The 22,554-nt window shown below is 39.0% G+C and carries 16 protein-coding genes, 1 tRNA gene and 2 pseudogenes; 5 read left to right on the top strand and 14 right to left on the bottom strand.

The window, feature by feature from the left end; translation table 11 throughout:
• Window positions 1–101: 101 nt before the first annotated feature.
• The 3 genes and pseudogenes from mfd to F903_RS12040 form a co-directional block, all read right to left on the bottom strand.
• A complete protein-coding gene (gene mfd, locus F903_RS12030) occupies window positions 102–3,563 on the bottom strand; it encodes a transcription-repair coupling factor (protein ID WP_005197352.1) in 3,462 nt (1,153 codons plus the stop codon).
• 82 nt (window positions 3,564–3,645) lie between these two features.
• Window positions 3,646–4,000: pseudogene (locus F903_RS16465) on the bottom strand (SDR family NAD(P)-dependent oxidoreductase); the annotation flags it as partial.
• A 50-nt stretch (window positions 4,001–4,050) separates the two neighbouring features.
• Window positions 4,051–4,566: pseudogene (locus tag F903_RS12040) on the bottom strand (transposase); the annotation flags it as partial.
• Between the two features lie 250 nt (window positions 4,567–4,816).
• Between F903_RS12040 and F903_RS12045 the strand changes: the two are divergent.
• Window positions 4,817–5,110 carry a hypothetical protein gene (locus tag F903_RS12045; RefSeq protein ID WP_005197358.1) on the top strand — a complete coding sequence of 98 codons (294 nt, stop codon included), beginning with the start codon at window positions 4,817–4,819 and terminating at the stop codon, window positions 5,108–5,110.
• Window positions 5,111–5,264: 154 nt separating this feature from the next.
• Here F903_RS12045 and F903_RS12050 read toward each other — a convergent pair whose 3' ends face one another.
• A complete protein-coding gene (locus F903_RS12050) occupies window positions 5,265–5,585 on the bottom strand; it encodes a hypothetical protein (RefSeq protein ID WP_005197360.1) in 321 nt (106 codons plus the stop codon).
• A gap of 322 nt (window positions 5,586–5,907) precedes the next feature.
• On the opposite strand from F903_RS12050, the gene F903_RS12055 reads away from it, so the two are divergent.
• The 3 genes from F903_RS12055 to F903_RS12065 all read left to right on the top strand — a co-directional run bounded on the left by F903_RS12055 (window position 5,908) and on the right by F903_RS12065 (window position 7,587).
• Window positions 5,908–5,984: transfer RNA gene (locus F903_RS12055), tRNA-Ile, on the top strand.
• Between the two features lie 155 nt (window positions 5,985–6,139).
• The gene (locus F903_RS12060; RefSeq protein ID WP_171065235.1) at window positions 6,140–6,697 is read left to right on the top strand and encodes a 1-acyl-sn-glycerol-3-phosphate acyltransferase; all 558 of its coding nucleotides are present in this window, start codon (window positions 6,140–6,142) and stop codon (window positions 6,695–6,697) included.
• Between the two features lie 140 nt (window positions 6,698–6,837).
• On the top strand, window positions 6,838–7,587 hold the full coding sequence (locus tag F903_RS12065; protein WP_004670750.1) for a YebC/PmpR family DNA-binding transcriptional regulator: 750 nt from the start codon (window positions 6,838–6,840) through the stop codon (window positions 7,585–7,587).
• Between the two features lie 44 nt (window positions 7,588–7,631).
• Here the strand turns inward: F903_RS12065 and F903_RS12070 are convergent, their stop codons facing one another.
• From F903_RS12070 to F903_RS12090, 5 genes are all read right to left on the bottom strand, one after another.
• A complete protein-coding gene (locus tag F903_RS12070; protein ID WP_004670748.1) occupies window positions 7,632–8,102 on the bottom strand; it encodes an Lrp/AsnC family transcriptional regulator in 471 nt (156 codons plus the stop codon).
• Window positions 8,103–8,416: 314 nt separating this feature from the next.
• Entirely contained in the window at window positions 8,417–10,666 is a 2,250-nt protein-coding gene (locus F903_RS12075; protein WP_416202029.1) for a bifunctional prephenate dehydrogenase/3-phosphoshikimate 1-carboxyvinyltransferase, read from the bottom strand.
• A 90-nt stretch (window positions 10,667–10,756) separates the two neighbouring features.
• Complete coding sequence (gene pheA / locus F903_RS12080; RefSeq protein WP_004670744.1) at window positions 10,757–11,866, bottom strand: prephenate dehydratase; 1,110 nt, start codon at window positions 11,864–11,866, stop codon at window positions 10,757–10,759.
• A gap of 215 nt (window positions 11,867–12,081) precedes the next feature.
• Window positions 12,082–12,651 carry a GNAT family N-acetyltransferase gene (locus F903_RS12085; protein ID WP_171065236.1) on the bottom strand — a complete coding sequence of 190 codons (570 nt, stop codon included), beginning with the start codon at window positions 12,649–12,651 and terminating at the stop codon, window positions 12,082–12,084.
• Between the two features lie 112 nt (window positions 12,652–12,763).
• Window positions 12,764–13,909 (bottom strand): acyl-CoA dehydrogenase family protein, encoded by a 1,146-nt coding sequence (locus F903_RS12090; RefSeq protein WP_005197372.1) that lies wholly within the window; start codon window positions 13,907–13,909, stop codon window positions 12,764–12,766.
• Window positions 13,910–14,156: 247 nt separating this feature from the next.
• Between F903_RS12090 and F903_RS12095 the strand changes: the two genes are divergently transcribed.
• Window positions 14,157–15,155: a glycosyl transferase family protein gene (locus F903_RS12095; protein ID WP_034595161.1), complete on the top strand. Its 999-nt coding sequence runs from the start codon at window positions 14,157–14,159 to the stop codon at window positions 15,153–15,155.
• Here the strand turns inward: F903_RS12095 and F903_RS12100 are convergent.
• The 5 genes from F903_RS12100 to F903_RS12120 all read right to left on the bottom strand — a co-directional run bounded on the left by F903_RS12100 (window position 15,152) and on the right by F903_RS12120 (window position 22,325).
• Window positions 15,152–15,748, bottom strand: coding sequence for a hypothetical protein (locus tag F903_RS12100; RefSeq protein WP_005197376.1), 597 nt, complete (start codon window positions 15,746–15,748; stop codon window positions 15,152–15,154). The two genes, F903_RS12095 and F903_RS12100, sit on opposite strands and share 4 nt — an antisense overlap.
• 126 nt (window positions 15,749–15,874) lie before the next feature.
• Window positions 15,875–16,927 carry an Imm71 family immunity protein gene (locus F903_RS12105; RefSeq protein WP_265596657.1) on the bottom strand — a complete coding sequence of 351 codons (1,053 nt, stop codon included), beginning with the start codon at window positions 16,925–16,927 and terminating at the stop codon, window positions 15,875–15,877.
• A 114-nt stretch (window positions 16,928–17,041) separates the two neighbouring features.
• Window positions 17,042–18,010, bottom strand: coding sequence for a hypothetical protein (locus F903_RS12110; protein ID WP_005197379.1), 969 nt, complete (start codon window positions 18,008–18,010; stop codon window positions 17,042–17,044).
• A 2-nt stretch (window positions 18,011–18,012) separates the two neighbouring features.
• Window positions 18,013–19,467, bottom strand: coding sequence for a hypothetical protein (locus F903_RS16885; protein ID WP_005197384.1), 1,455 nt, complete (start codon window positions 19,465–19,467; stop codon window positions 18,013–18,015).
• 2 nt (window positions 19,468–19,469) lie between these two features.
• A complete protein-coding gene (locus F903_RS12120) occupies window positions 19,470–22,325 on the bottom strand; it encodes a type VI secretion system Vgr family protein (protein ID WP_005197386.1) in 2,856 nt (951 codons plus the stop codon).
• Between the last annotated feature and the right edge of the window lie 229 nt (window positions 22,326–22,554).

Consider the following 22,554-nt stretch of genomic DNA (forward strand, 5'->3'; position numbering starts at 1 on the left):
ATGATTTTCCTCATTTATTGCATAAGGTTTTAATCCAAGAAATGTGCTTAGCCTACAAAAAAACAAACTTGCTCAATTAATCAACGAATCATAATTTGATTCTAGCTATTCATTTCATTTAATAATTTATTCAATAAATCCATAATGAACTGAATACGCTTATCATATTCAGCAAGCTGCACCATAATTTTCAGGCGTTGACCACCTTCCATCCGATAATAAGTTGGATTTTTCTGCATTAATTGAATAATGCTGACCGCTTGTACTGGGGTATCAGGTGAAAACTCAACATAGCCCCCATTGCTATTGATATCAACTTTAGTAATTCCAAGTTGTTCCGCGCTCAAACGGACTTGATGAACACTAAAGAGTTGTTTAACAGGTTGTGGTGGAATGCCAAAACGATCAATTAACTCCATGCGGATATTATCCAGCTTTTCCTGTGTATCCGTATTACTAATGCGTTTATAGAACAGTAAGCGTTGATGTACATCCCCTAAATAATCATCAGGAATGAGCGCTGGCATATGCAGATTAATCTCAGCCGTCAAGGACAACGGTGCATCAAAGTTTGGCGTTTTACCTTTCTGAATCGCTTTGGTCGCTTTTTCTAGCATTTCCATATACAAACTATATCCAATGGCATGCATGGAACCACTTTGCTGTTCACCAAGAAGTTCACCCGCGCCACGGATTTCCAAATCCTCTGTCGCCAGCATAAAACCCGCACCTAAAGTTGAGGCACGCTGAATCGCATCCAGACGTTTTTCTGCATCGCCTTTTAAGTGCTTCAACGAAGGCACAAGCAAATAAGCATAAGCCTGATGATGCGAACGACCAACACGTCCTCGCAATTGGTGTAATTGTGCTAAACCTAACTTATCTGCACGCTCAATAATAATCGTATTGGCATTTGGAACATCAATCCCTGTTTCAATAATGGTCGAGCAAACTAAAACGTTATATTCTTTGTGATAAAACTGCTGCATCACTTGCTCAAGTTCACGCTCGCGCATCTGTCCATGTGCAACGGCAACTCGTGCTTCGGGTACTAAAGTACGTATGGTTTCTGCGGCTCGCTCAATACTTTCTACTTCATTGTGCAGAAGATACACCTGACCACCACGTAACAACTCACGTAAAATTGCTTCTTTGATCGAATCATCGGTATGTTCTTGTACAAAAGTTTTGACTGCTAGGCGACGTGCAGGAGGTGTGGCAATAATTGATAAATCACGCATACCAGAGAAAGCCATGTTGAGCGTTCGAGGAATAGGCGTTGCCGTTAAAGTCAGCATATCAACATCAGCACGTAAAGCTTTGATTCGCTCTTTGTCTCGGACACCAAAGCGGTGTTCCTCATCCACAATCATCAAACCTAGATTATTAAATTGGATATTTTCTTGTAGAATCTTATGTGTTCCCACCACGATATCGACTTTACCATCCGCCAAATCATCGATGATTTTTAAGTGAGTTTTGTTACTGCCAAAACGAGATAAAACCTCAATTCTGACGGCGGTATCGGCAAAGCGATCCTTAAACGATTCAAAATGCTGTTGTGCCAATAAAGTCGTTGGTACAAGTACAGCAACTTGTTTGCCATTTTGAACAGCAACAAAGGCCGCTCGCATCGCGACTTCGGTTTTACCAAAACCAACATCACCACACACCAGCCGATCCATCGGTTTAGCCAGTTGCATATCATGCAATGTGGCATCAATGGCATTGGCTTGATCCAAGGTCTCTTCGTAGGCAAAACCACTGGAAAATTGCATATACGCCATTTGATCTAGCTCAAATGCAAAGCCCGGTTTAGCTTGACGACGAGCCTGAATATGTAACAACTCAGCAGCTACATCATGAATTTGCTCTAAAGCTTTGCGTTTGGCTTTGCTCCACGTATCTGTACCAATTTTATGTAAAGGTGCAAGATCTGGATCACCACCGCTATAACGACTGATTAAATGTAAATTGGTGACGGGTACATAAATTTTTGCACTATCGGCATAATCAAGTTGTAAGAACTCATGATCCTGTCGATCAATTTCAAGTGTAATTAATCCTGCATAACGCCCCACACCATGATCAATATGTACAACAGGCGCGCCAATATTTAACTCAGTCAAACTACGAACTAAAAATTCTTCAGAAACTTCTTGTTGACGCTTACGGCGACGTTGTACGACACGGTGTTCGTATAACTGATTTTCTGAAATAACGGTCAATTGATCCGTTAACAATAACCCACGATCCAAAGGTGCATTGGTAATCGCAACACGTAACTTTTCTTTTTGGAATTGAGCAAAACTTTCTACAGTCGTAATCTCACCCAAAGCCGAACGTATGGCATCTTTTAAGGTTTCACGACGACCCGCACTTTCAGCCACCAATAAAACAGAATGATTACTTTGATCTACATAGCGTTTGACGGCTTCAAAGGGCTGCTCTTTTTTTGGTTCAACTGCAAGTTGAGTAGGTTGCTCAGCTGCTAAGTTGAGTACGCCAGCTTTGTTCTCAAAAGCAGCAGCAGACGCAATAATGCGTGGAAGTTGATTCAATGCCTGTAAAACATGGTTTGGCATCAAAAATAATTCTTCAGGTGGAAGAATCGGTTGATCAATATTGTGACGACGATCTTCGTAACGGCGTACGACTTCTTTCCAAAAGTTGATTAACTCATCTTCAATTTCATTATTTGTAATGACAATGCAATTCTTTGGTAAGTACGTCATTAACATGCTTTGTGCTTCCATTGTCTTTTTATCAAAAAACAATGGCAGGTAGAACTCCAATCCTGGCGTTGCAATCCCCTCTAGTACATCTTGATAAATGGGATTTTTCTTCGGATTGGCCGTCGGAAAACTTTCCGCATAACGATCTCTAAAAGTAGAGCGCCCTTCTTTTAAAGGAAATTCTTTTGCAGGTAAAACTGTGAAGTTTTTTAAAGATTCTGTTGTTCTTTGGGTTTCAGGATCAAAGAATTTTAGGCTTTCAATTTCATCATCGAATAGATCTATTCGAATCGGTTGTTCTTGTCCAGACGCAAAAATATCCATGATGCTGCCTCGAACAGCAAACTCACCATGGTCATAGACAGTATCGACTAAACGATAACCCGCCTGTACCAGTTGCTTCTTTTGCACCTCTAAATCTAGTTTTTGTCCCACTTTTATATCAAAGTGTTCACCGACCACCCATGAATAAGGCGCGACACGTTGTGCTAAGGTACTGGCTGATACAAGTAAAATGCCTTTTTGTGGCATGTTGGATAAAATCGCCAATCGCTCTGAAACAATATCCTGATGCGGAGACAATCGGTCATAGGGTAAGATTTCCCAGTCTGGGAAAATGATTGGTTTTATGCCATAAAATTCGAGTTCGCTTTCTAACTGCGCAAGATGCTGATTATTCCTCGTTACAATCACATATAGATTCGAACTTTGGATCGCGATTTCTTTAAATAATAGTGCTGCTGATGACCCAAGTAGTGAACCAATCCAGCGTTTTTCGCCAGCTTTGAGTTGTTGTAGATTTAATTGAGAAATTTCTTGCTGAAACATAGAGAAAATCGTGCAATTTATAATGACAAGTGGCTTATTTTAGCATGATGTTTTTTATGTTGATATGAATCCAGAAAGAAGACTAACTGGATTTATCTTTTAATTTTTTTTCTAGCTGCCGATCCATCAAGCGGAATAATGGTCGGGTTAGATTCATCACAGTAGCTGGAGCAATGTTGAGTAAAACATTTGCAATTGCACCACTGGTACTGGTGATACGATATGATTTATGTTCCGATGACATGCCCACTCCCATTTAAAAGAAAGTGTGGCAACATGCCTAATGTCATACGTACTGCCGCAAAGTAGTTAATTTGCATAGTACGCTCAAAATCGTGCAATCGATCAAATGCCTGAATGATAGGACGGCGTATAGCACGAGCAGCATTATTAATCAACACATCAATTTTCGCATGTTCTTTTAATATCTGTTCAAGGCTTTGTTGCACAAAGATTTATAAATAGAACTACTCTAAGCGACTCAAATTTAAGTGACAACTTCGGTATGAGGCCGACCTAATTCAGTAAATTTATTGAGTACTGCTACACGTGCGTGAATCTCGTTCACTTGGCTTTGAAAATTCCTAACATTGAGTTTATCTCCTAATAATTTGATGCAATGCTTCTTGGTTTCTACCAAAATTCGGAGGTGATACCCAGACCATTTTTTCCAAATAGTTCTTCCTAGGTGCTTGACCGTTTTCAGTAATTCATTTCTCTCTAAAGATCTCCGCTTCCTACCTTTCCAACGCTTCGCATTTTTTCTCGGCGGAATCACCGCATGCGCTTGTCGATCTGCCTGGTGTTTCTTCCTTTTCCATTCACCTTCACCTAAAAACTTCAAGCCAGTAGAGTCCACGAGCAGGTAAAGTTCATCACTACTTTTGTGATAGCTAATTGCAATACCAATATGCTTTTGTCTTCTACACAGCGTGGAATAATCTGGTGCCGTCCAATCTAATCCACAGAGTTTAATGAGGCTTTGAACAAAGCCTATCAATATTAAGCGTTATATTTCATCAGTTTTATCACTATCAATTAAAATATCTTAAAAATCAAAAAACTCACAATATAAATAAAATTAGTGATGCAGTTGTCACAACCAGAAAGCAGACAAAACTATCAATAAAAAGATAAAACCAAAACCACATCACATTTAAAAAATTAATTTAATCAATATTTTATTTCGATATTGCCTTCATAATAATTTCCATGTTAATTAATAATATATACATAGATAAAAGGAAATAATTATGTATAAAAAATCATATAAACTATTATTAGCATTCTCATTAATATCAATTTCGACGATCAGTTTTGCAACGGGAACCATTCAAATCAATGGAAATATTGTTGAGGATACTTGTACAACCCATCACCACAACCCTGATTGTGAGCGAATTAACGATTTATTCAAGAAAATAAGCAACCAATCAACATCTTTAGAAGATTTAAATAATCAATCACAGAAAAATAGTATAACTGAAATAAAAGTTGAGCCACTACCCGATCAAAGGAGTGCCATTATTATCGCAAGTTATTATTAAAGCAAAGGTTTAAATCATTATTTAAAATTGATATGTGCTATTAAAAATAACATTTTAGCTTAATTTAATAGCACATCAATCAAATCACTCACACTTTAGTTTGTAATAATATCTTGATTATTCAAAATAAAGATTTTATTAGCAATAAAATTGACTAATCAAAATCAAAACCGACCAAATGAGATTTTTCCCAGTGTTCATTCATCCGTTCTGAAATTTTTACTTTTGATAAATCCTCTTCTACATAAAACAACCGAGTTTCTTTATCTTTCTTTAGCAACATTAAATGGTAATTGATCAGGTTCTTCTTCATGGTCAAAGTGAAATCCCTGTTTGAATGGTCAACTAAGTCCTGCTCTGCTTTCCTCACATCATCATGCTGAATTACCCAATTGAGCTGTACAGGGTCATTCAACTCTACTGGGACTACTAGTACCTCTCCATCCTTAAATCCACCTAGATACGCTATTTTCATATTCTTCTCATTTTATTTGTTGTTCATATATTTATTAAATCACAAAACCATTCAACAGCAAATCAAAGATGGATAAGCATTGAACCATCCTGACCTGATCGAATCCATATCCCAAGATAAAATGAAGTTTGGATGGCTTGAAAATGATCAAAACTGCACAATATTGTCTTTACTCAACACATGAACATCAGATAGAATCAGCTCAGTTTTGATTTTACACACTATTTTTAGTGATTTGATAAAATCATCTGCTTGTAATTTAAGTTAAATTTGACTAAGATCAGGCAGCAATAAATCATACCAAATATGATTTAATCTTATAGGGCCTATAGCTCAGTTGGTTAGAGCAGCGGACTCATAATCCGTTGGTCCCGTGTTCGAGTCACGGTGGGCCCACCAAATATTAAACCTTCTAAACTATACGTTTAGAGGGTTTTTCTACTTTATCACTATACTGTTATTGGATTTCGTTAGCCAATTACATCAACAAATCCTAAATATTCGGATATATATTTTCCTCAAAACTCATATTACACTGCTGACACGAAATTGTAATGATGATAACCATGAGAAAAATTTTAGGAAAATCCATCTTTAAAGCAACAGGCTGGCAATACAATGTTGATCCAACAATTTTAGAAAAGAAGCAGGTCATCATTGGATTTGAACACTCGTCTAATCTAGATACCATCTTATCTCTTGCGTTGTTTGAGATTTTAGAACTAAAAATTCATACTTTAATCAAAAAAGAACTATTCAAAGGTCCTTTAAAACCAGTCTTGAAACGCCTCGGTGGAATTGCTGTTGATCGTAAAGCCAGCAAAGATATTGTGACGCAAATGGTTGAGCTTTTTAACCAGAACGACAGCTTCAACCTTGTGATCGCACCTGAAGCCACACGTGCTAAAAGTAGTCAAGAACGTAAACCTATTCGTACAGGTTTTTGGCATATCGCCAAAGCAGCCAATGTACCGATTATTTTGATGTACGCCAACCCACGTACAAAGCAAGGTGGAATCCTAGGTAAAATTTATCCAGCCGATCTACAACAAGACTTAGAACAAATTAAAGCACTTTATGCTGAATATGGAATAGACGTAAAAATTAACTAAGTAATCGCCCTTATTTGATCAATCTTTGAAGGTTGAGCAAGATTTTAGATTTGAATATAGGGCCCGATAGTTTTCAACGAAACCATGGCTATGCTAATATTCAGTCACTTTTTGAGTTTTAATTTTTTGGAGTTACTTCCATGGCGGGTCATTCAAAATGGGCCAATATTAAGCATCGTAAAGCCAAACAAGATGCAAGTCGCGGCAAGGTTTTTACCAAATATATCCGTGAAATCGTAACTGCTGCGAGATTAGGCGGTCCTGATGCGGCAAGCAACCCCCGTTTGCGTGCTGTAGTTGAGAAAGCACTTTCAGTCAATATGACACGTGACACCATCAACCGTGCGATTCAACGCGGTGCTGGTGGTGACGATAATGATGATTTAAAAGAAGTGACCTATGAAGGTTATGGTGTTGGTGGCGTTGCTGTAATCGTAGAAACGATGACAGATAACTTAAACCGTACAGTGCCAGATGTCCGTCATTGCTTCTCAAAAACAAACGGCAACTTGGGTACTTCTGGTTCCGTTGCTTACATGTTTACTAAACGCGGCGAAATTACTTTTGAAGATGTTTCTTTAGAAGACCAAATTATGGATGCAGCATTAGAAGCAGGCGCCGAAGACATCGAGGTTTCTGAAGATGAAATCTTAGTCATCACAACACCAGAAAGTTTCGGTGACGTGCAAGATGCGTTAAGTGCTGCTGGCTTAAAGTCGGATAATGCAGAAGTTGTGATGAGCCCATCAACCAAAGCAGAAATCACAGACATTGAGCAAGCTAAGCTCATCATGAAAATGATTGATATGTTTGAAGATTTAGACGACGTTCAAAACGTTTATACCAATGTTGAATTCTCTGATGAAGTATTAGCTCAGCTAGATGCTTAATCATTAGAGGATCAGAAAAAATGCATCTTTTTAGATGCATTTTTTTATAGCTTATTTAAAAGTTTATAACAGTTAAATACATTGTATTCTTTGATCACAAAACTTGAATGTAAAGCAACTACACTATCAATCTTGCCGATACGCCGTAACAAGATTTCACTGTAGTCATCCATATTACGTGCAACCAGTTCTAAAATAAAATCAGCACTCTGTCCTGTAACCAAAAAAGCATTCGTCACTTCTGGAATGTCTTCAATTTCGGCTAAGAACTTATCAAAAGTTTCGCTGTCATGTTTACTCAGTGAGACCTGCAAAAGAATATGCAAGCTAAAGCCTAATTTATTGAAGTTAATTTCTCGTTTAAGCTGCCCCATTACTTTTGATTCAATCAAGTTTTTTATACGGCGATGGACAGAACTTACCGATAGATTAATGCGTTCTGACAATTCATTCAGATTTACATCTTCATGTGTCAAAACTTCAAGAATTTGTTTATCAAAACGATCTAGTTCCATTTCACCATCCTTTTTATATATTGAAAGATAAGAAAATACAGCCTTTCCGCCATTATTCCTGTCTTTTTATTCTTTGCAAAGAACATTTGGTAAAAATTTCTAATCATTTCTATATTTAATATTTTTCTTATTGAAAAATACTCCTATCATTCAATAATTTCTCACTTTTGGCTATTTTTATCAAGATTTTTTCAATCGAGATCTTATCGTTAAATACTTATTTTCAAGCTAAACGATAAAAAAGAAAAACCGAGCTAATTGCTTAACTCGGTTTTATTTCAAATATGATCACTGTTAGCGTTAAGCAAAATGTATTATGGATTCACAACTTGTAAATCTAAGCCCGCAGTATTTGCTAGTTCAGTAAACGTTGGGAAACTTGTTGCAACCGTTTCTGTACCCAGAATGGTAATCTCGCCTGAAGTACGTAAACCAGCAATACTAAAGCTCATGGCGATACGATGGTCATGATGTGATTCAATCTCACCACCAGCGAAGATTGCTGACCAATCACCTGACTTACCTTTACCTTCGATAATGATGCCATCTTCAGTTGGTGTGCAATCAATCCCCATGACTTTCAAACCATCTGCCATCACTTGGATACGGTCTGATTCTTTAACACGAAGTTCTGCCGCACCAGTAAGAACGGTTTGCCCTTCTGCACAAGCAGCGGCAATAAATAACGCTGGGAATTCATCAATTGCTAAAGGCACTTGATCTTCAGGCATGTGAATACCTTTTAATGTTCTCGATCCTTTGATATGAATATCTGCAATCGGCTCACCACCAGCGATACGTTCATTTTCAACGCCGATATCTGCACCCATTTGCTTAAGGATTTCAATCACACCCGTACGTGTTGGATTGATCCCCACGGCTTCTAGGACAACATCTGCATTTTCAGTAATTGCAGCGCCGACCATAAAGAATGCAGCCGAGGAAATATCTGAAGGTACTTGAATATCCGTACCCACTAATTTACCGCCACCAACGAGGGAAATTTTATTGCCCTCAGTTTTCACATCATAGCCAAAAGCACGTAGCATACGCTCGGTATGATCACGTGTAGGTTCAGGTTCAGTTACAGAAGTTTCACCTTCTGCCCACAAACCTGCCAATAAAATCCCTGATTTCACCTGAGCAGAAGCCATCGGTAAGTTGTACTGAATGCCTTTTAACGCTTGGCTACCCGTAATACTGACTGGCGGTGTACCTTTCTCACCTGTGGTTTGGATTTGCGCACCCATTTCACGAAGTGGCTTGGCAATACGCTCCATCGGACGTTTAGACAACGATGCATCGCCCGTCATCACCGAATCAAATTTTTGCGCTGAGAGCATACCCGACAATAAACGCATACTTGTACCCGAATTACCCATATACAATGCGCTTGCCGGCGCTTTTAAACCATGCATGCCCACCCCATGAATAGTGACTTCACCATTCTTAGGACCTTCAATGCTTACACCCATATCACGGAACGCTTGTAGGGTTGCTAAGGCATCTTCACCTTCCAAGAAGCCTGTAACGTGCGTTGTACCCTCGGCAATTGCACCAAACATAATTGAGCGATGTGACACAGATTTGTCACCCGGTACAGTGAATTTACCTGAGAATTTTTTCTTTCCCGGTAAAATGCTAAATTGCTGTGTCACCTTATTTTTCTCCATCAAAGGTTTGTTGGCTAACATATGGTTGAAGTGTTGACGAGCGGCTTGGGCATGGCCAAGTAAACCCATCAACGCTTGAGAATCTTCTTGTTCGATCAAATTTTTTAAAACTGACAATTGCTGTTCAAAACCATCAACAGCATTCAAAATTGCAGTTTTATTGGCAAAGAAAATATCATGCCACATCTGCGGATCACTGGCTGCAATCCGTGAGAAGTCTCTAAAACCGCCCGCAGCATAACGGAAAATATCTAAATTATCTTCACGATTCGCCAGTTGTTCCACCAAATTGAATGCCATCAAATGCGGTAAATGACTGGTATGTGCCAACACTTCATCATGCTTGGTCACATCCATACAAATCACTTCTGCTTTCGCCGCTGACCAGAGCTGAATCAGTTTCTCAACTGCCCAATCCGCACTACTTGGAAGTGGCGTCAAAATCACTTTATGATTTGCGAATAAATCAACTTTGCCCGCATGTACACCCGTATGTTCTGCGCCTGCAATCGGATGCCCCGGTACAAATCCAGCTGGTAGATTTTCACCAAAAACTGCTTTTGCAGCATCTACAACATTACCCTTGGTGCTGCCAACGTCTGTGATGATGACATTTTCCGCAAGAAAAGGCTTGATCTGCTCAAGGACCATCTGTGTTGCCCGCACAGGAAGTGCGAGCACAATTAAATCTGCCCCCTGAACTGCTTCCTCAGGATTTTCATAACCGTGTTGAATCAAACCCAATGCGAGTGCGTCTGCTAATGTTTTTTTTGAGCGCGTTGAAGCCACAATTTGAGCTGCAAGTTGTTCTGCCACAATCACACGCGCCAGACTAGAACCGATTAGCCCAAGCCCAATAAAAGCGACTTTTTTAAACAATACTTTAGAAATAGGTGGTTGAGACATAAAAGATGTTTGCCTAATAAGACGATTTTGATATGGATAGATGTATAAACCATCTACCCACACGATCAAACAGAATTATAAAACAGCGATTGGATAAGAACCGAGTACACGTAACTCTTTCACCATCGGACGAATTTCATCCAATGCCGCAGCCACATTTTCCTGATCAATATGACCTTCTAAATCAATAAAGAACACATAAGCCCATTTTTCAGGCAGTGCTGGTCGAGTTTCGATACTGGTCAAGCTAATCTGATGCTTCGCAAATGGTGCAAGTATTTCTAATAGAGCACCTGCACGGTCGTGTGCTGAAATCAACAACGAGGTCTTATCATTGCCACTTTGAGGAATTTTCTCACGACCGATCACTAGGAAACGCGTTGTATTTTCAGGATTATCTTCAATATTGCTGTGCAAAATCTCAAGATTGTACATGCTTGCTGCGATATCAGACGCAATGGCAGCCGAGTGCCATTCATTGCGGATACGACGTGCCGCTTCTGCATTTGAGTTTAAGGCTACACGCTCTACACCAGGATAATGTGCATCTAACCATTTACGGCATTGCGCCAATGTTTGCTGATGCGCATAAATCTGTTTAATACTGTCTTTTCGAGTATTTTCAGAAACAAGAAATTGATGATGAATACGTAATTCAACTTCACCGATCACATTTAGGGTCGATGCCTTAAAGCAATCAAGGGTATGGTTCACAATCCCTTCCGATGAGTTCTCAACAGGAACGACACCATAATGTGCGCTACCCGCTTCAACTTCACGGAACACTTCATCAATTGTTGGTAATGGACGCACAATTGCATCTTGGCCAAAGTGTTTAAGTACGGCTGATTGAGTAAAGGTACCTTCTGGCCCTAAGAATGCAATACTTTGCGGTGCTTCGAGCGCTAAGCAAGCAGACATGATTTCACGAAACAACCGTGCCATGGTTGCATCAGATAAAGGGCCTTGATTGCGTTCCATTACTTTACGTAAGACCTGAGCTTCACGTTCTGGACGATAAAACAAAGGATTATCTTCGGCTGCAAACTTCGCTTTAGCGACAGTTTCTGCCAGCGTAGCGCGACGATTGAGTAACTCTTGGATTTGTTGATCAACACTATCAATATCGTTACGAATTTGTTCTAAATTGAGTGAAGTCGATGTGTTTTGTCCATCGTTTACCATTGAATGCAGCCTCAGCAAAATCATCTATAAGAATGGATTACAATTCATCAATGAATTGTTCAATTCAGCTAGTATAACAAGACTTTCACACATTAAACACGCTGAGTTTTAACTCTTTTACTATGGGATCAATATTCAAAAAAGAAGTCAATACAATCAAAACCCACCAAAAACAACAAAACAATCTTGTGATTTATATGTAAGAAAAATAAGAACTATTCCGTTAGGATTGTATAGACATATAAATGGCGCAGAGACCGATCAACTGGGTTTCTAAGCGCATTTCGCATGATGCTTTCCAATTGGAAACCAAGTCGTTCACATAACTTTCTCGCATCTTGATTTTCATGATCAACAAGAGCCTCTATACGTTTAAAATTATAACGCACCTGTAAAACCTCAAGTAAGCGTTGTATCGCCTGCTTCATCAAACCTTGTTTATTGAATACGATGTTTCCCCAAAAACCAATTTCTAGTCTGGGGATCTCCCAACAGATGTTATGTAACCCAACCAAACCAATTAACCGTTCTGTTTTCTTATGTCGAATAACAAACACGACATCCTTATTTTTTGATAGGTTATCTTGCACGTTCTGACAATATAATCTCGTGTTTTCTAAACTTTGTTTATTTAAGACCCAAGGAATTGTTGCGGGATACTTCTGCAAATGAGCTAAAGAATCTATGATCGCCTCATATACATCGTTAGCATCTTCTTCACGCAATACATGTAAATAAAACTCTTCATTAGCGAGTGCTGAAATAAACTTCTGGTTTTGAAACAAGTTTATCCCCATAAAATGATATTTTTAAATATAAAAAAAGTTGAATCAGATTAACTGATTCAACTCAATTTACACGTTTAAATCGCGCTTTAAAAGTCAATCTATTCTTAAGTTAAGCTTTACCAATCAACCCACGCGCTACGATTTCTTTCATGATCTCGTTGGTACCACCGTAAATCCGCTGGATCCGCGCATCTGTAAAGAAGCGTGAAATTGGATATTCACTCATATAGCCATAACCACCGAAGAGTTGAAGTAAGTTATCAGCAACTTTCATTTGCATGTCTGTACTAAAACTCTTCAGTGCAGCTGCAGTTTCCACATCCAACTTACCTTCGTTATATAAAGCCACATTCTGATTGTAGAATGCTGCTGTCGCTAACTCATCAATTTTGGCTTGAGCCAACACAAAACGGGTGTTTTGGAACTGAGCAATTGCCTGACCGAACGCTTGACGTTCTTTTACATAAGCAGTCGCCAAATCAATTGCACCACGAATCGCCCCCAATGCCGTAGAAGCAATCGCTGTGCGCTCACGTGGTAATTCCTGCATCAAGTATGCAAAACCTGAACCTGCATTACCCAATAATTGATCTTTAGGTACTTTGACATTGTCAAAGAATAACTCTGAAGTATCTTGAGAGTGCAGACCAATTTTGTCTAGGTTCGTACCTTTCTTAAAACCATCCAAATGCGTATCAACCAACATTAAAGAGACACCTTTGGCACGTGCTTGAGGATCTGTTTTTACTGCAAGCACAACTACATCGGCATGCTGACCATTTGAGATAAAGGTTTTAGAACCATTTAATAGATAATGATCATCTTGCAAAATCGCGCTGGTACGCATTGCTTGTAAGTCTGAACCAGCACCCGGTTCAGTCATACCAATTGCACCAACTACTTCTCCAGATACCATTTTTGGTAGCCAATACTGCTTTTGTTCTTCAGTGCCAATATGTTGAATATAAGGTGCGGCGATTTCAGAATGACATGAAATACCTGTCGATAATGCACAATATCCCGCACGAGCAGACTCTTCAACCAACATGAGTGAATAATGTGTTGGAACACCATAACCACCATATTCTTCTGGTACATCTACACAGAGGAAGCCATTTTCACCCAATAATGTCCAAACCGAACGTGGCATAAGTCCTTCACGTTCCCATTGTTCATAATGAGGTGCAATATGCTCACTCATAAAACGTTTAAAGTTATCGCGGAAGAGTTCCAAATCTGCATCGTAAGCTAACATCATTATTTCCTTTCGATTTCATTTTTCTTAAAAAATTACTCCGCAGCCATGCTAATGATTTTTAAGCGTACTGTCATGTTCCTTTTACATCAAATCACTAGACTTATTCGGTCAATTATTTTAATTGCAATCATGTAAATTGAAGCACAATTGCTTAATGATTAAACAGCTCAACTTATTTTTTACGCTAAACACTCCACTTTTATGTCATATTAATTTTACTCCTAGCGATGACTTCAATCTGACCATGAATACAAAACGAAATATCTATAAAACTTCAGAACATCCTTTCGCTCAGTATGTTCGTATCTTGGGGAAAGGAAAAACAGGTTCTCGCTCACTCAGCTATGAAGAAGCCTATCAAGCTTTTAGCATGATCTTGAAAGGTGAAGTTCTGGATGTTCAACTCGGTGCATTTTTGATGCTATTACGCGTCAAAGAAGAATCTGTCGATGAACTTGCTGGTTTTGTACAAGCAACCCGTGATCAACTCAATTTTCACCCCCTAGAAGTAGATCTGGATTGGTCATCCTATGCAGGTAAACGTAAACATTATCCGTGGTTTTTATTAGCGGCTCTGACCTTGGCTCATCATGGTTATAAAATCGTGATGCATGGTGCATCGGGCCATACGATCAACCGTGTTTATACCGAACAAGTTTTACAGTACTTAGGCTATTCAATTTGCCAAAATGAACAAGATGTTAAAGAACAATTAGAAACACATAATTTTGCTTACCTCCCCCTTGAAACTATTTCATCTATTTTAAGCGAGCTAATTTCACTGAGAAATGTGATGGGTTTGCGCTCTCCAATTCATACGCTTGCACGTTTAATTAATCCGTTTAATGCCAAGGCAACTTTACAAGCCATCTTCCATCCTGCTTATCGTACTTCTCACCAACAAACCGCTTTTCGTTTGGGTTATCAAAATAGCGCGGTGATCAAAGGTGAAGGCGGTGAGTTTGAACGTAATCCTGATGCCAAGACACTAATTTGTGGAATAAAAAATGGCGAACTGTATGAACATGAATTGCCGAAACTTACGCCCGATCGCAGTCCAATCGAAGAAGAGCTTGATCTTGCAGTATTTAAAGCTGTTTGGCTGGGCGAACAAACCCATGAATATGGGGAAATGGCTATCATAGAAACCATGGGAATTGCACTTTATACCATGGGTGTCATCAGTAACTATGATGAGGCGATGGCAAAAGCAAAAGAGCTTTGGGATAATCGTTTAAATTAAAATGAGTGAAGCGATTTCTCAGTGAAATCGCCTTCAATCACTGAAATTTCAATACAGATCTCATTTTTGGTTATCACTTCTATCTTATGCTTCTCTGTATACCACTCATGATAAGCTATGCCAAAGTCATAACTCCCAAACTGATTGCAAAGTCCCGCATTATGGGGTTTTTCGATTTCATTTATTGAGATCCCAATAAGCCGCTCTGGATTACTAAAAAACTCTTCAATCTGTTGTTTATTTTTGACTATTTCAAAATTTTTATCCTCAGAAAAAACAATAGGATTCAGTGAATAATTCTTTTTAAATAGCTCTTCATAAATAATAATTAGAATAACTGCAATAATTGGTAGCAATATAAACAAATGATAATTTTTATTTATCCAGAAATAAATACTTAGCCTTAAAAATAACCCTGTTACTAGCCCTCCATAGATATAAGAGAAGCAAATCTGAAGTTTTCTTAATTTTAAATAATAGCAAAACCAATATAAACTGAGTGCAATCAAAATAAAAGCTAACAATATTAGTGCGTTAAAATAAAGAAAACCAAGCATTCCCAATAAGAAGCACGTAAAACTAATTATTGGCATAACTTAATCCCCTTCATACTCCTAATATCACTCAAAAGTCTATAACGCATTTAAATAGAATTTTTTAAAATGGGTTTTTAACATCAAAAAACTCTTCTGCTTTGACATAGCTTGAATATTAAACATCTATTCACCATCAAACTGCCAATACACTTCGCCCCAATCTTGATTTTTAATCTCAGGTAAGACCTCACCTTGTTTAAAATATTGACGTGAATTTTCTTGTGCGACCGTAAACCAATAACCTGATTTGGGACAGACTTGACCTGCATGTATACTCAATTTTTCAATAGACTCGGCATTGGTCTGAGTACCTTTGATACCAATATTCTCAATGTCAAAGATATAAGCTTTTTCTTCTTCCGGTATTGTTCCATCTAAATAACGTTTATCTTCCCAAATTAAGTACCATTCGGTAAATTTAGATTTCTGTATATCTCCATTACTATATTTTGGTGCAATGGTTCCTTGATAAAAGTAATTTGGACAGCCTTTATCCCCACCATCTAGTTTTGCCTCATAAATACCAGTTATAGATATTTCATGGTCTGTTTCTATAACAATTGTGTCAAAACTCTTACATTCTAATGAGCTACTCACTTTATTTATAATATTTTCTTTATAAAAAGGCCAATAACTTAATTCAAACAATGATTCAAAACTCCATTTTTGAAATAATTTATCTAAATTTTTAGGTAGGAAAAATTGTGCATACTTATAATCTGATGAAACTGTAATCTTCGCTATATCTAACATTTCAGATGCTATAAGAAGCTTTTTAATAGCCCCAATATGATATGGTTCTTCAAATAGACCACCATCTCTCCCACGTATACCTAGTTCAATATATAGAGGGTCATTAGCTAAATCTTTCTCATCTCCATAACGGCCAAATATTACGCCTTTTATTCCGCCTTCAAAAAACAAAGGATATATTTCATTTTTATATGGTGTTCTAAAAAAAAGTTCTAAAGCTTTTTCTTGATTATTCAATACATTTAAATACATGACGTATTGTTTCTCATAGTTCTCACTATAATTTTCTTTAATCTCATTTGTAGGATTTCTTAAAAGCCGTTCAAACTCTCTAACAAAGTCAGCATGTAGATCATATATTTTTTTAAAAAAGGAATAGCTTGAGTACATTTTATTCAAATATACTGTTTGACTTATATTAATATTATTTTCTCCATCTATTTCTCATAATTTCAAGAACATACTTATCACCTAATAATATAATTCGCTACCAGCTTATTTTTCTTCTGCTGGTAAAATAACTTGATCATTTAACATCTACTCACCGTCAAACTGCCAATACACTTCGCCCCAGTCCTGATCTTTAATCTCAGGCAAAATGTCACCTTGTTTAAAGTATTGACGTGAATTTTCTTGTGCAACTGTAAACCAATAGCCCGAATGCGTCGCTGGCTGACCCGCCCGAACATTCGCAGGTCGTACAAACGGATTCATTGCTTCTCCCAACTCTCCCCCACTATCGGCAACCTTTTCAATCAGCGTCCATGTACAGGGAGCCAAAATACGTGAACCTGGATATTCAGGGTCATTTTCAGGTATACGGGTTTCACCAGCCAACTCCCATACGTCATTATTAGAAACCCACATAAAAAGAGGAAAACTATCTGGTAAGTCAGGTAAGTAAAATCCTGTTTGGGGAATTTTTTCATCCGTTTTTACTTTTATATTTTCATTTAGGCGATAAATGGGATAACTCAATGGCGGAGGTATGACTGGATCATACTCAAAAGAACTATCATGTGAACCAATTTGGGCAAAATAATGGGTTAGACTGCCAGGTGACCATTGTTGAACCGTATGTTCAATCGCTTCAGACAGCCCATAAGCTTTAAATAATAGGTATTGATACTTTGCAGCCGCTTTGGGTTCAACCTCATCCATCCAGTTGACACTAAACTCCCGTTGTCCATTAATATCAGAACGTAAATTAAAACCAATATAACAGTCAAAATCATTGTTTAATCTTTGAATATAGCTTTCATTCAGCCATTCCATTGTACTTCTGAAGTTGGGAATCACACGCTCCCCCCAAACAATATCAGGCTGTTCTGGTAAACTACGATTACGATAGTCTGGGGGGAGATCATTCATAAAACGATCCAGTAAACTTTCCAGATAGTCCAGCATCTCTTTCCAGATGTCCCGAATCATTTTTATTCGTTCAGGTTTCAGAAACTGTTCCATCACATAGATATCATGTGCAATCAGAGGGGTAGGATAGCTCATTGTTATCTCCAGTTATTGGTAAGTGTTGGAATACCAACCAGATTAGCACCTTGCCCAGTATTCAGACCACTATCGTAGCCCCAATTAGTTGGCATCCTCTGGCTAACATAAGCTGCATTTAAATCTTTAGGATCAAGCACAATCTGTTTACCCCCGCCTTCTAAGACATAGCCATTTAAGTTTTTAAGCTCCTGAGAAGCTGCTGGTCCTTCCCAGACATTCAAACCACCTTTAGGTACAGTATAGGTCACATATTCTCCATTACTATTCCAGTTTGCCCACACTGCAAATTTACGTCGCCAATCAGATTTACTCTTGAGTTTGTCAAACTCTGCTTTACGCATCCAGCAAATACTATTATCCGCCGAGGTTGGGTCAACTACTCGATACAGTACTTCACCCTCTGGAATAGTCACGGCTTTAATTTTCTTGGTAGCAAAGGTGGCATACGCTTTCTTAAGTGGATGATGTTCACCCTCTTTAACTGTTGGATTAAGGTCTGGAAAACCTTTTTTACTCACCACATTAACAGCTTCTTCTGCTTCATAAGGGATTCTTCTTGTCTTATCTACCCAATCAGGCTTATTGCTCTTAATTGAGGCTATTTCCGCAGGCTCACCAGGTTTATTCATTCGGGTAAAATTATTTCGATCTACTGTCGCCCTAAAAGCATTGTCTGCTTCGATATCAAAACGTCTTGCTGTACGCTCCAACATATTTTGTACAGGGGTAATAAAATCACCCATCTTCGCAGCTTTACTACGTACTTCTTTTACATCCCTCATCAACGCGTTGGTTTTAGCGACCATCTCAGCGCCACCCCAACGATTTACATATTCAAGTAACTGCTGTAAATCCTTGATACGGTCATCAAAAGGTTTTAACAAATTCTTTGTATTGAGCTGTCCTTTCACAGTACGCAGATTTAAAGCAATTTCTTTATAAACATTTGTAATGTTCATACTTTTTAAAACTTTCTGTACTTTTGGATTAGCGATATGTTTCTTGACTTCAGCAATACCGATCTCGATTTGTGGACTGATAATTTGATAAAAATCGATCTTTTCTCCAGCTTTTGCGGCTAGTTTATATATTCTTTTTTGTACCATTTTAAACAGGATTTTAAATATCCCTTTAAACAATGACCCAAGTACTGGAAATAAACCAATTAACGTAATAATAAGACCAATCCAAGCCCATACATTACTATCATCTTCTTTTATTTTTTTACAATTCGCACAAATATCACGTACGTCACAGATTTGATCAACTACTGGAATCATCGAAATAACTGTACCAACTGCAATTTGTGCAGTACTTTGATCTTCAGCAAAGTCCCCTTGTAAAACGACCCAGATCCATTCACCAGCAGCCTCTAAACTTTGCATTCCGCTATTAACTAAACGTTTCGGCGCAGCGGCATACCATGCCAATGCATTTTGTAATTCCTTATCCATGATCAGACATCACTTTTCGAGTTCGTAGTTAAATTAGTAGTGTTCTCTTGAGACTCTGTTGTAGACAGTTTTTCAATCACCTGACTAAATGGTTCCCATGGCTTATCAGGCTCTGACTTTTTTTCCTCATACTCAACTCTTAACGCTTTATCTGGAACATTCTCATGGTGGGCCTTGCCCTGTTCATCTAATCGCCCTTCAATCACTTGGTTATTTTCAAAAAATATCTTATAACCTAAATTAGCAAATGGCGTTTGATCGACATCTATATGCTCTAAAGCAATCCAATTCTTTTTTTCAAATCTTGGTAGTGCAGGAACGCTCATTTTCACACCAGCCCCACCCATAAACAAATTCTGCCCAGCTTTCACCTCGAACTTGCCACCTGTAGTTGGAAATATCCCTGAATCATTCAGCTTAAGCTCTGAACTATCTGCTTTAAATACAATCTCCTTTGGGCTGGTAATATAGATCGCATCTTCAGTCGAAATAATTTGTATATCTTTACGGGCAATGAAGTCAGCAGCATCACCTTGTGCCTGTATCTCAAACTTACCTTTTGCTGCAACCTGTTTAATCCCGCCTTGTGCTGCAAATAGGCTGATCTTTTGACTGGCTTGGGCGATTAAATTCTTTTGTGTAGTTAGGTTAATGCTGTCCCCTGCAAATTGGTTCAGTTGTCCATCGGCGGAAAGGTGTATGTCTTCTGATGTACTCAGTCCAATGCCATTTGGCGAGCTAAGTAGTAATAAGGCTTTGTTGAATTTGGCAATGTCTTGTTGAATCTCTTCTGCAAAGCTTTTGAGTTGTTCTAAAGCTTCCAGCTCATCGGTTTGTTGGTTCTTTGCCACTTCACTCAAGGCTTTGGCGTTGCTTTGGTTGCCTTCGAGTTGTTGTTTGGCTGTTTGCGCTTCAAGATGATCGCCTTGAGCTTGTTGTTGCGGATGAGTAGTGATCAGTAAGCCTTCGCCTGCTCGAATCGCACCCCATTGGTCAGTGCGGAGTTCAAAACCTTCGCCTCGGTCTTCGCTTTCTGCTTGGGCTTTAGGATGGCTGAGTTTTCCGAGATTGAGTTGACTTGATGCATGGCTGCTTTGTAGTTGTGCGCTGATCTGTCCGGTGGTGTCGTCAAAGCGCAGTTGGTTATAACCTGAGCCTTGGACTTCTTTGGATTTTATTCCTGCCAGTTTCTTAGTGTCGGGGAGTTGTCCTTGGTTATCGAATTTTGTTGGACTACGTTGTGCTTCGTGCAGTCGTCCTGTGACATAAGGGCGATCGATGTTACCGTCAAAGAAGTTGATGACCACGATTTCACCAATGCGTGGCAGGAAGCGTGCCCCGTAGCCTTCGCCTGCCCAAGGAGTGAGTACATCTACCCACGCCGAATCGGTATCGTTGTCGTTGCTACCTGCACCACCATCATGACTGTGGTCATCATTTCGGGTGAACAGGAAGCGAACTTTAATTCTGCCCCATTCATCGACATGGATTTCTTCACCTGATGGCCCAACCACTTTGGCACGTTGTGGGTTGGCTGCTGGGCGGTGTTGTAGTGGTTGGTATTCGGGTACCGTTTTTATGTTACGACGTTGTAGCGTCAGTTGGTTGGCTTGGCGTTCTTCACTGTTGTTTGTGTGCTTGTCATCTTGCTGCCATTGGCTTTGTTCAACTAATTGGCTGATTTGTTGATTTAAGTCTTTAGGTAGGTTGTTTTGGTTGTAGTAGCTTTTGGCAGTGATCAGAAATTCTTGGTCTGATCCACTGTGTTGATCTATTTCTGGGTGTTCGTTCAGTTTAAACCAGTAGCCCACTTGGCTATCGCGTACGGTGGTATGGGCAATAAATTGTTTGGCTTGGGCATCGTGGTAGTGGCTGAGGTTTTGGTTGAGTTTTTCAATTTGGTTGTTGCCTGATGCAGTTGCGCCATCTTCACCTTTGAGGTCTTGCATCCATGCTGGGGTGAAGTGCCATGCATCTTCAAGTCCAAGTGATGCGACATCATGTTGTTGGCTATGTTGGTGTTTCGTTTGGACGCTGCCTGCACCATCTTCTTGTTCTAGGGCATCGGCTTGCCAACGTTGGATATGCACGGCTGTGGGTTGTAGAGTGCGTTCAGCAATGAGGCTGGTCATGCTGTCGTATTGTTCGGTGGCACTGCTGCGGTGGTAGCGAATCGTTCTTCGATTTAAAACTTGGTATTGGTTGTTATCATCGATCAAGCGCAGTTTTTGGGCTTGAATCGGGCTATTGCTGTTTGCAACGTTGAGTTGGGCTTCATCAATTAACCAGTTAACACCTTCACTACGCAATAAATTCGTTAGAAATTCTGCATCGGTTTGATTCTGTTGCATAGTGAATGGGCGAACATCGTAGTCTTGCGTAAGTCCACTGAGATCCAAGCTAAGACTGGATGCAAATAAGGGATTTTGTTGTTGCCATTCTTTAAAAACAACTTCCAATACCTCTATAACCGTCTTATTCATAAACACGCGGCTATTACGACGTTTATGCCACAGTGCGGTGGCATCTTGCAGTTTGAGTTTATATAGGGTCAAACTGCCATCAGATTGTCCTTGGACGGCTTCGGTGATAATCCCTGTGGTTCTAAAGAGTGTGCCTATATCCGTAACGGTATCGACAGCAACTTGGCAACCAATGAATTGTTTTAGTGGGATAGTGGCGTTGGTTGATAGACAAATCAGTTCCGCAGTTACGCCCTGATTAATAGCATGCTGACCTTGTATTTTTTGTAGGAAAACTTCTGTGTTGAGCGCTTGATTGGCAAATTGAATATGAATCGCGCGTTTTTGGGCAGTTAAGCCAAGTTGTTCTAAAGCAAACTGAATCGTGTTAAGCATACTTTTTATTGAGTTCTTTTAAACTTGACGCGCATTTTACAGAAAAAATTGCGCTTGTGCTCAGACAGTTTCGTCTATTTGTGACAAATTTTGTCTCATTTTATTGCAGCTTTATATTTTAGCCATTATTCATTGATAAAGACGATAAAGACGATAAAGACGATAAAGACGATAAAGACGATAAAGACGATAAAGACGATAAAGACGATAAAGACGATAAAGACGATAA

Source organism: Acinetobacter sp. NIPH 298 (assembly GCF_000369505.1).
GTDB lineage: Bacteria > Pseudomonadota > Gammaproteobacteria > Pseudomonadales > Moraxellaceae > Acinetobacter.

What these genes read in the sequence shown, in the direction of transcription:
- mfd (WP_005197352.1), bottom strand. Translation starts at nt 3,563, where the DNA reads ATGTTTCAGCAAGAAATTTCTCAATTAAATCTACAACAACTCAAAGCT.
- F903_RS12045 (WP_005197358.1), top strand. Translation starts at nt 4,817, where the DNA reads ATGTATAAAAAATCATATAAACTATTATTAGCATTCTCATTAATATCA.
- F903_RS12050 (WP_005197360.1), bottom strand. Translation starts at nt 5,585, where the DNA reads ATGAAAATAGCGTATCTAGGTGGATTTAAGGATGGAGAGGTACTAGTA.
- F903_RS12060 (WP_171065235.1), top strand. Translation starts at nt 6,140, where the DNA reads ATGATGATAACCATGAGAAAAATTTTAGGAAAATCCATCTTTAAAGCA.
- F903_RS12065 (WP_004670750.1), top strand. Translation starts at nt 6,838, where the DNA reads ATGGCGGGTCATTCAAAATGGGCCAATATTAAGCATCGTAAAGCCAAA.
- F903_RS12070 (WP_004670748.1), bottom strand. Translation starts at nt 8,102, where the DNA reads ATGGAACTAGATCGTTTTGATAAACAAATTCTTGAAGTTTTGACACAT.
- pheA (WP_004670744.1), bottom strand. Translation starts at nt 11,866, where the DNA reads ATGGTAAACGATGGACAAAACACATCGACTTCACTCAATTTAGAACAA.
- F903_RS12090 (WP_005197372.1), bottom strand. Translation starts at nt 13,909, where the DNA reads ATGTTAGCTTACGATGCAGATTTGGAACTCTTCCGCGATAACTTTAAA.
- F903_RS12095 (WP_034595161.1), top strand. Translation starts at nt 14,157, where the DNA reads ATGAATACAAAACGAAATATCTATAAAACTTCAGAACATCCTTTCGCT.
- F903_RS12100 (WP_005197376.1), bottom strand. Translation starts at nt 15,748, where the DNA reads ATGCCAATAATTAGTTTTACGTGCTTCTTATTGGGAATGCTTGGTTTT.
- F903_RS12110 (WP_005197379.1), bottom strand. Translation starts at nt 18,010, where the DNA reads ATGAGCTATCCTACCCCTCTGATTGCACATGATATCTATGTGATGGAA.
- F903_RS16885 (WP_005197384.1), bottom strand. Translation starts at nt 19,467, where the DNA reads ATGGATAAGGAATTACAAAATGCATTGGCATGGTATGCCGCTGCGCCG.
- F903_RS12120 (WP_005197386.1), bottom strand. Translation starts at nt 22,325, where the DNA reads ATGCTTAACACGATTCAGTTTGCTTTAGAACAACTTGGCTTAACTGCC.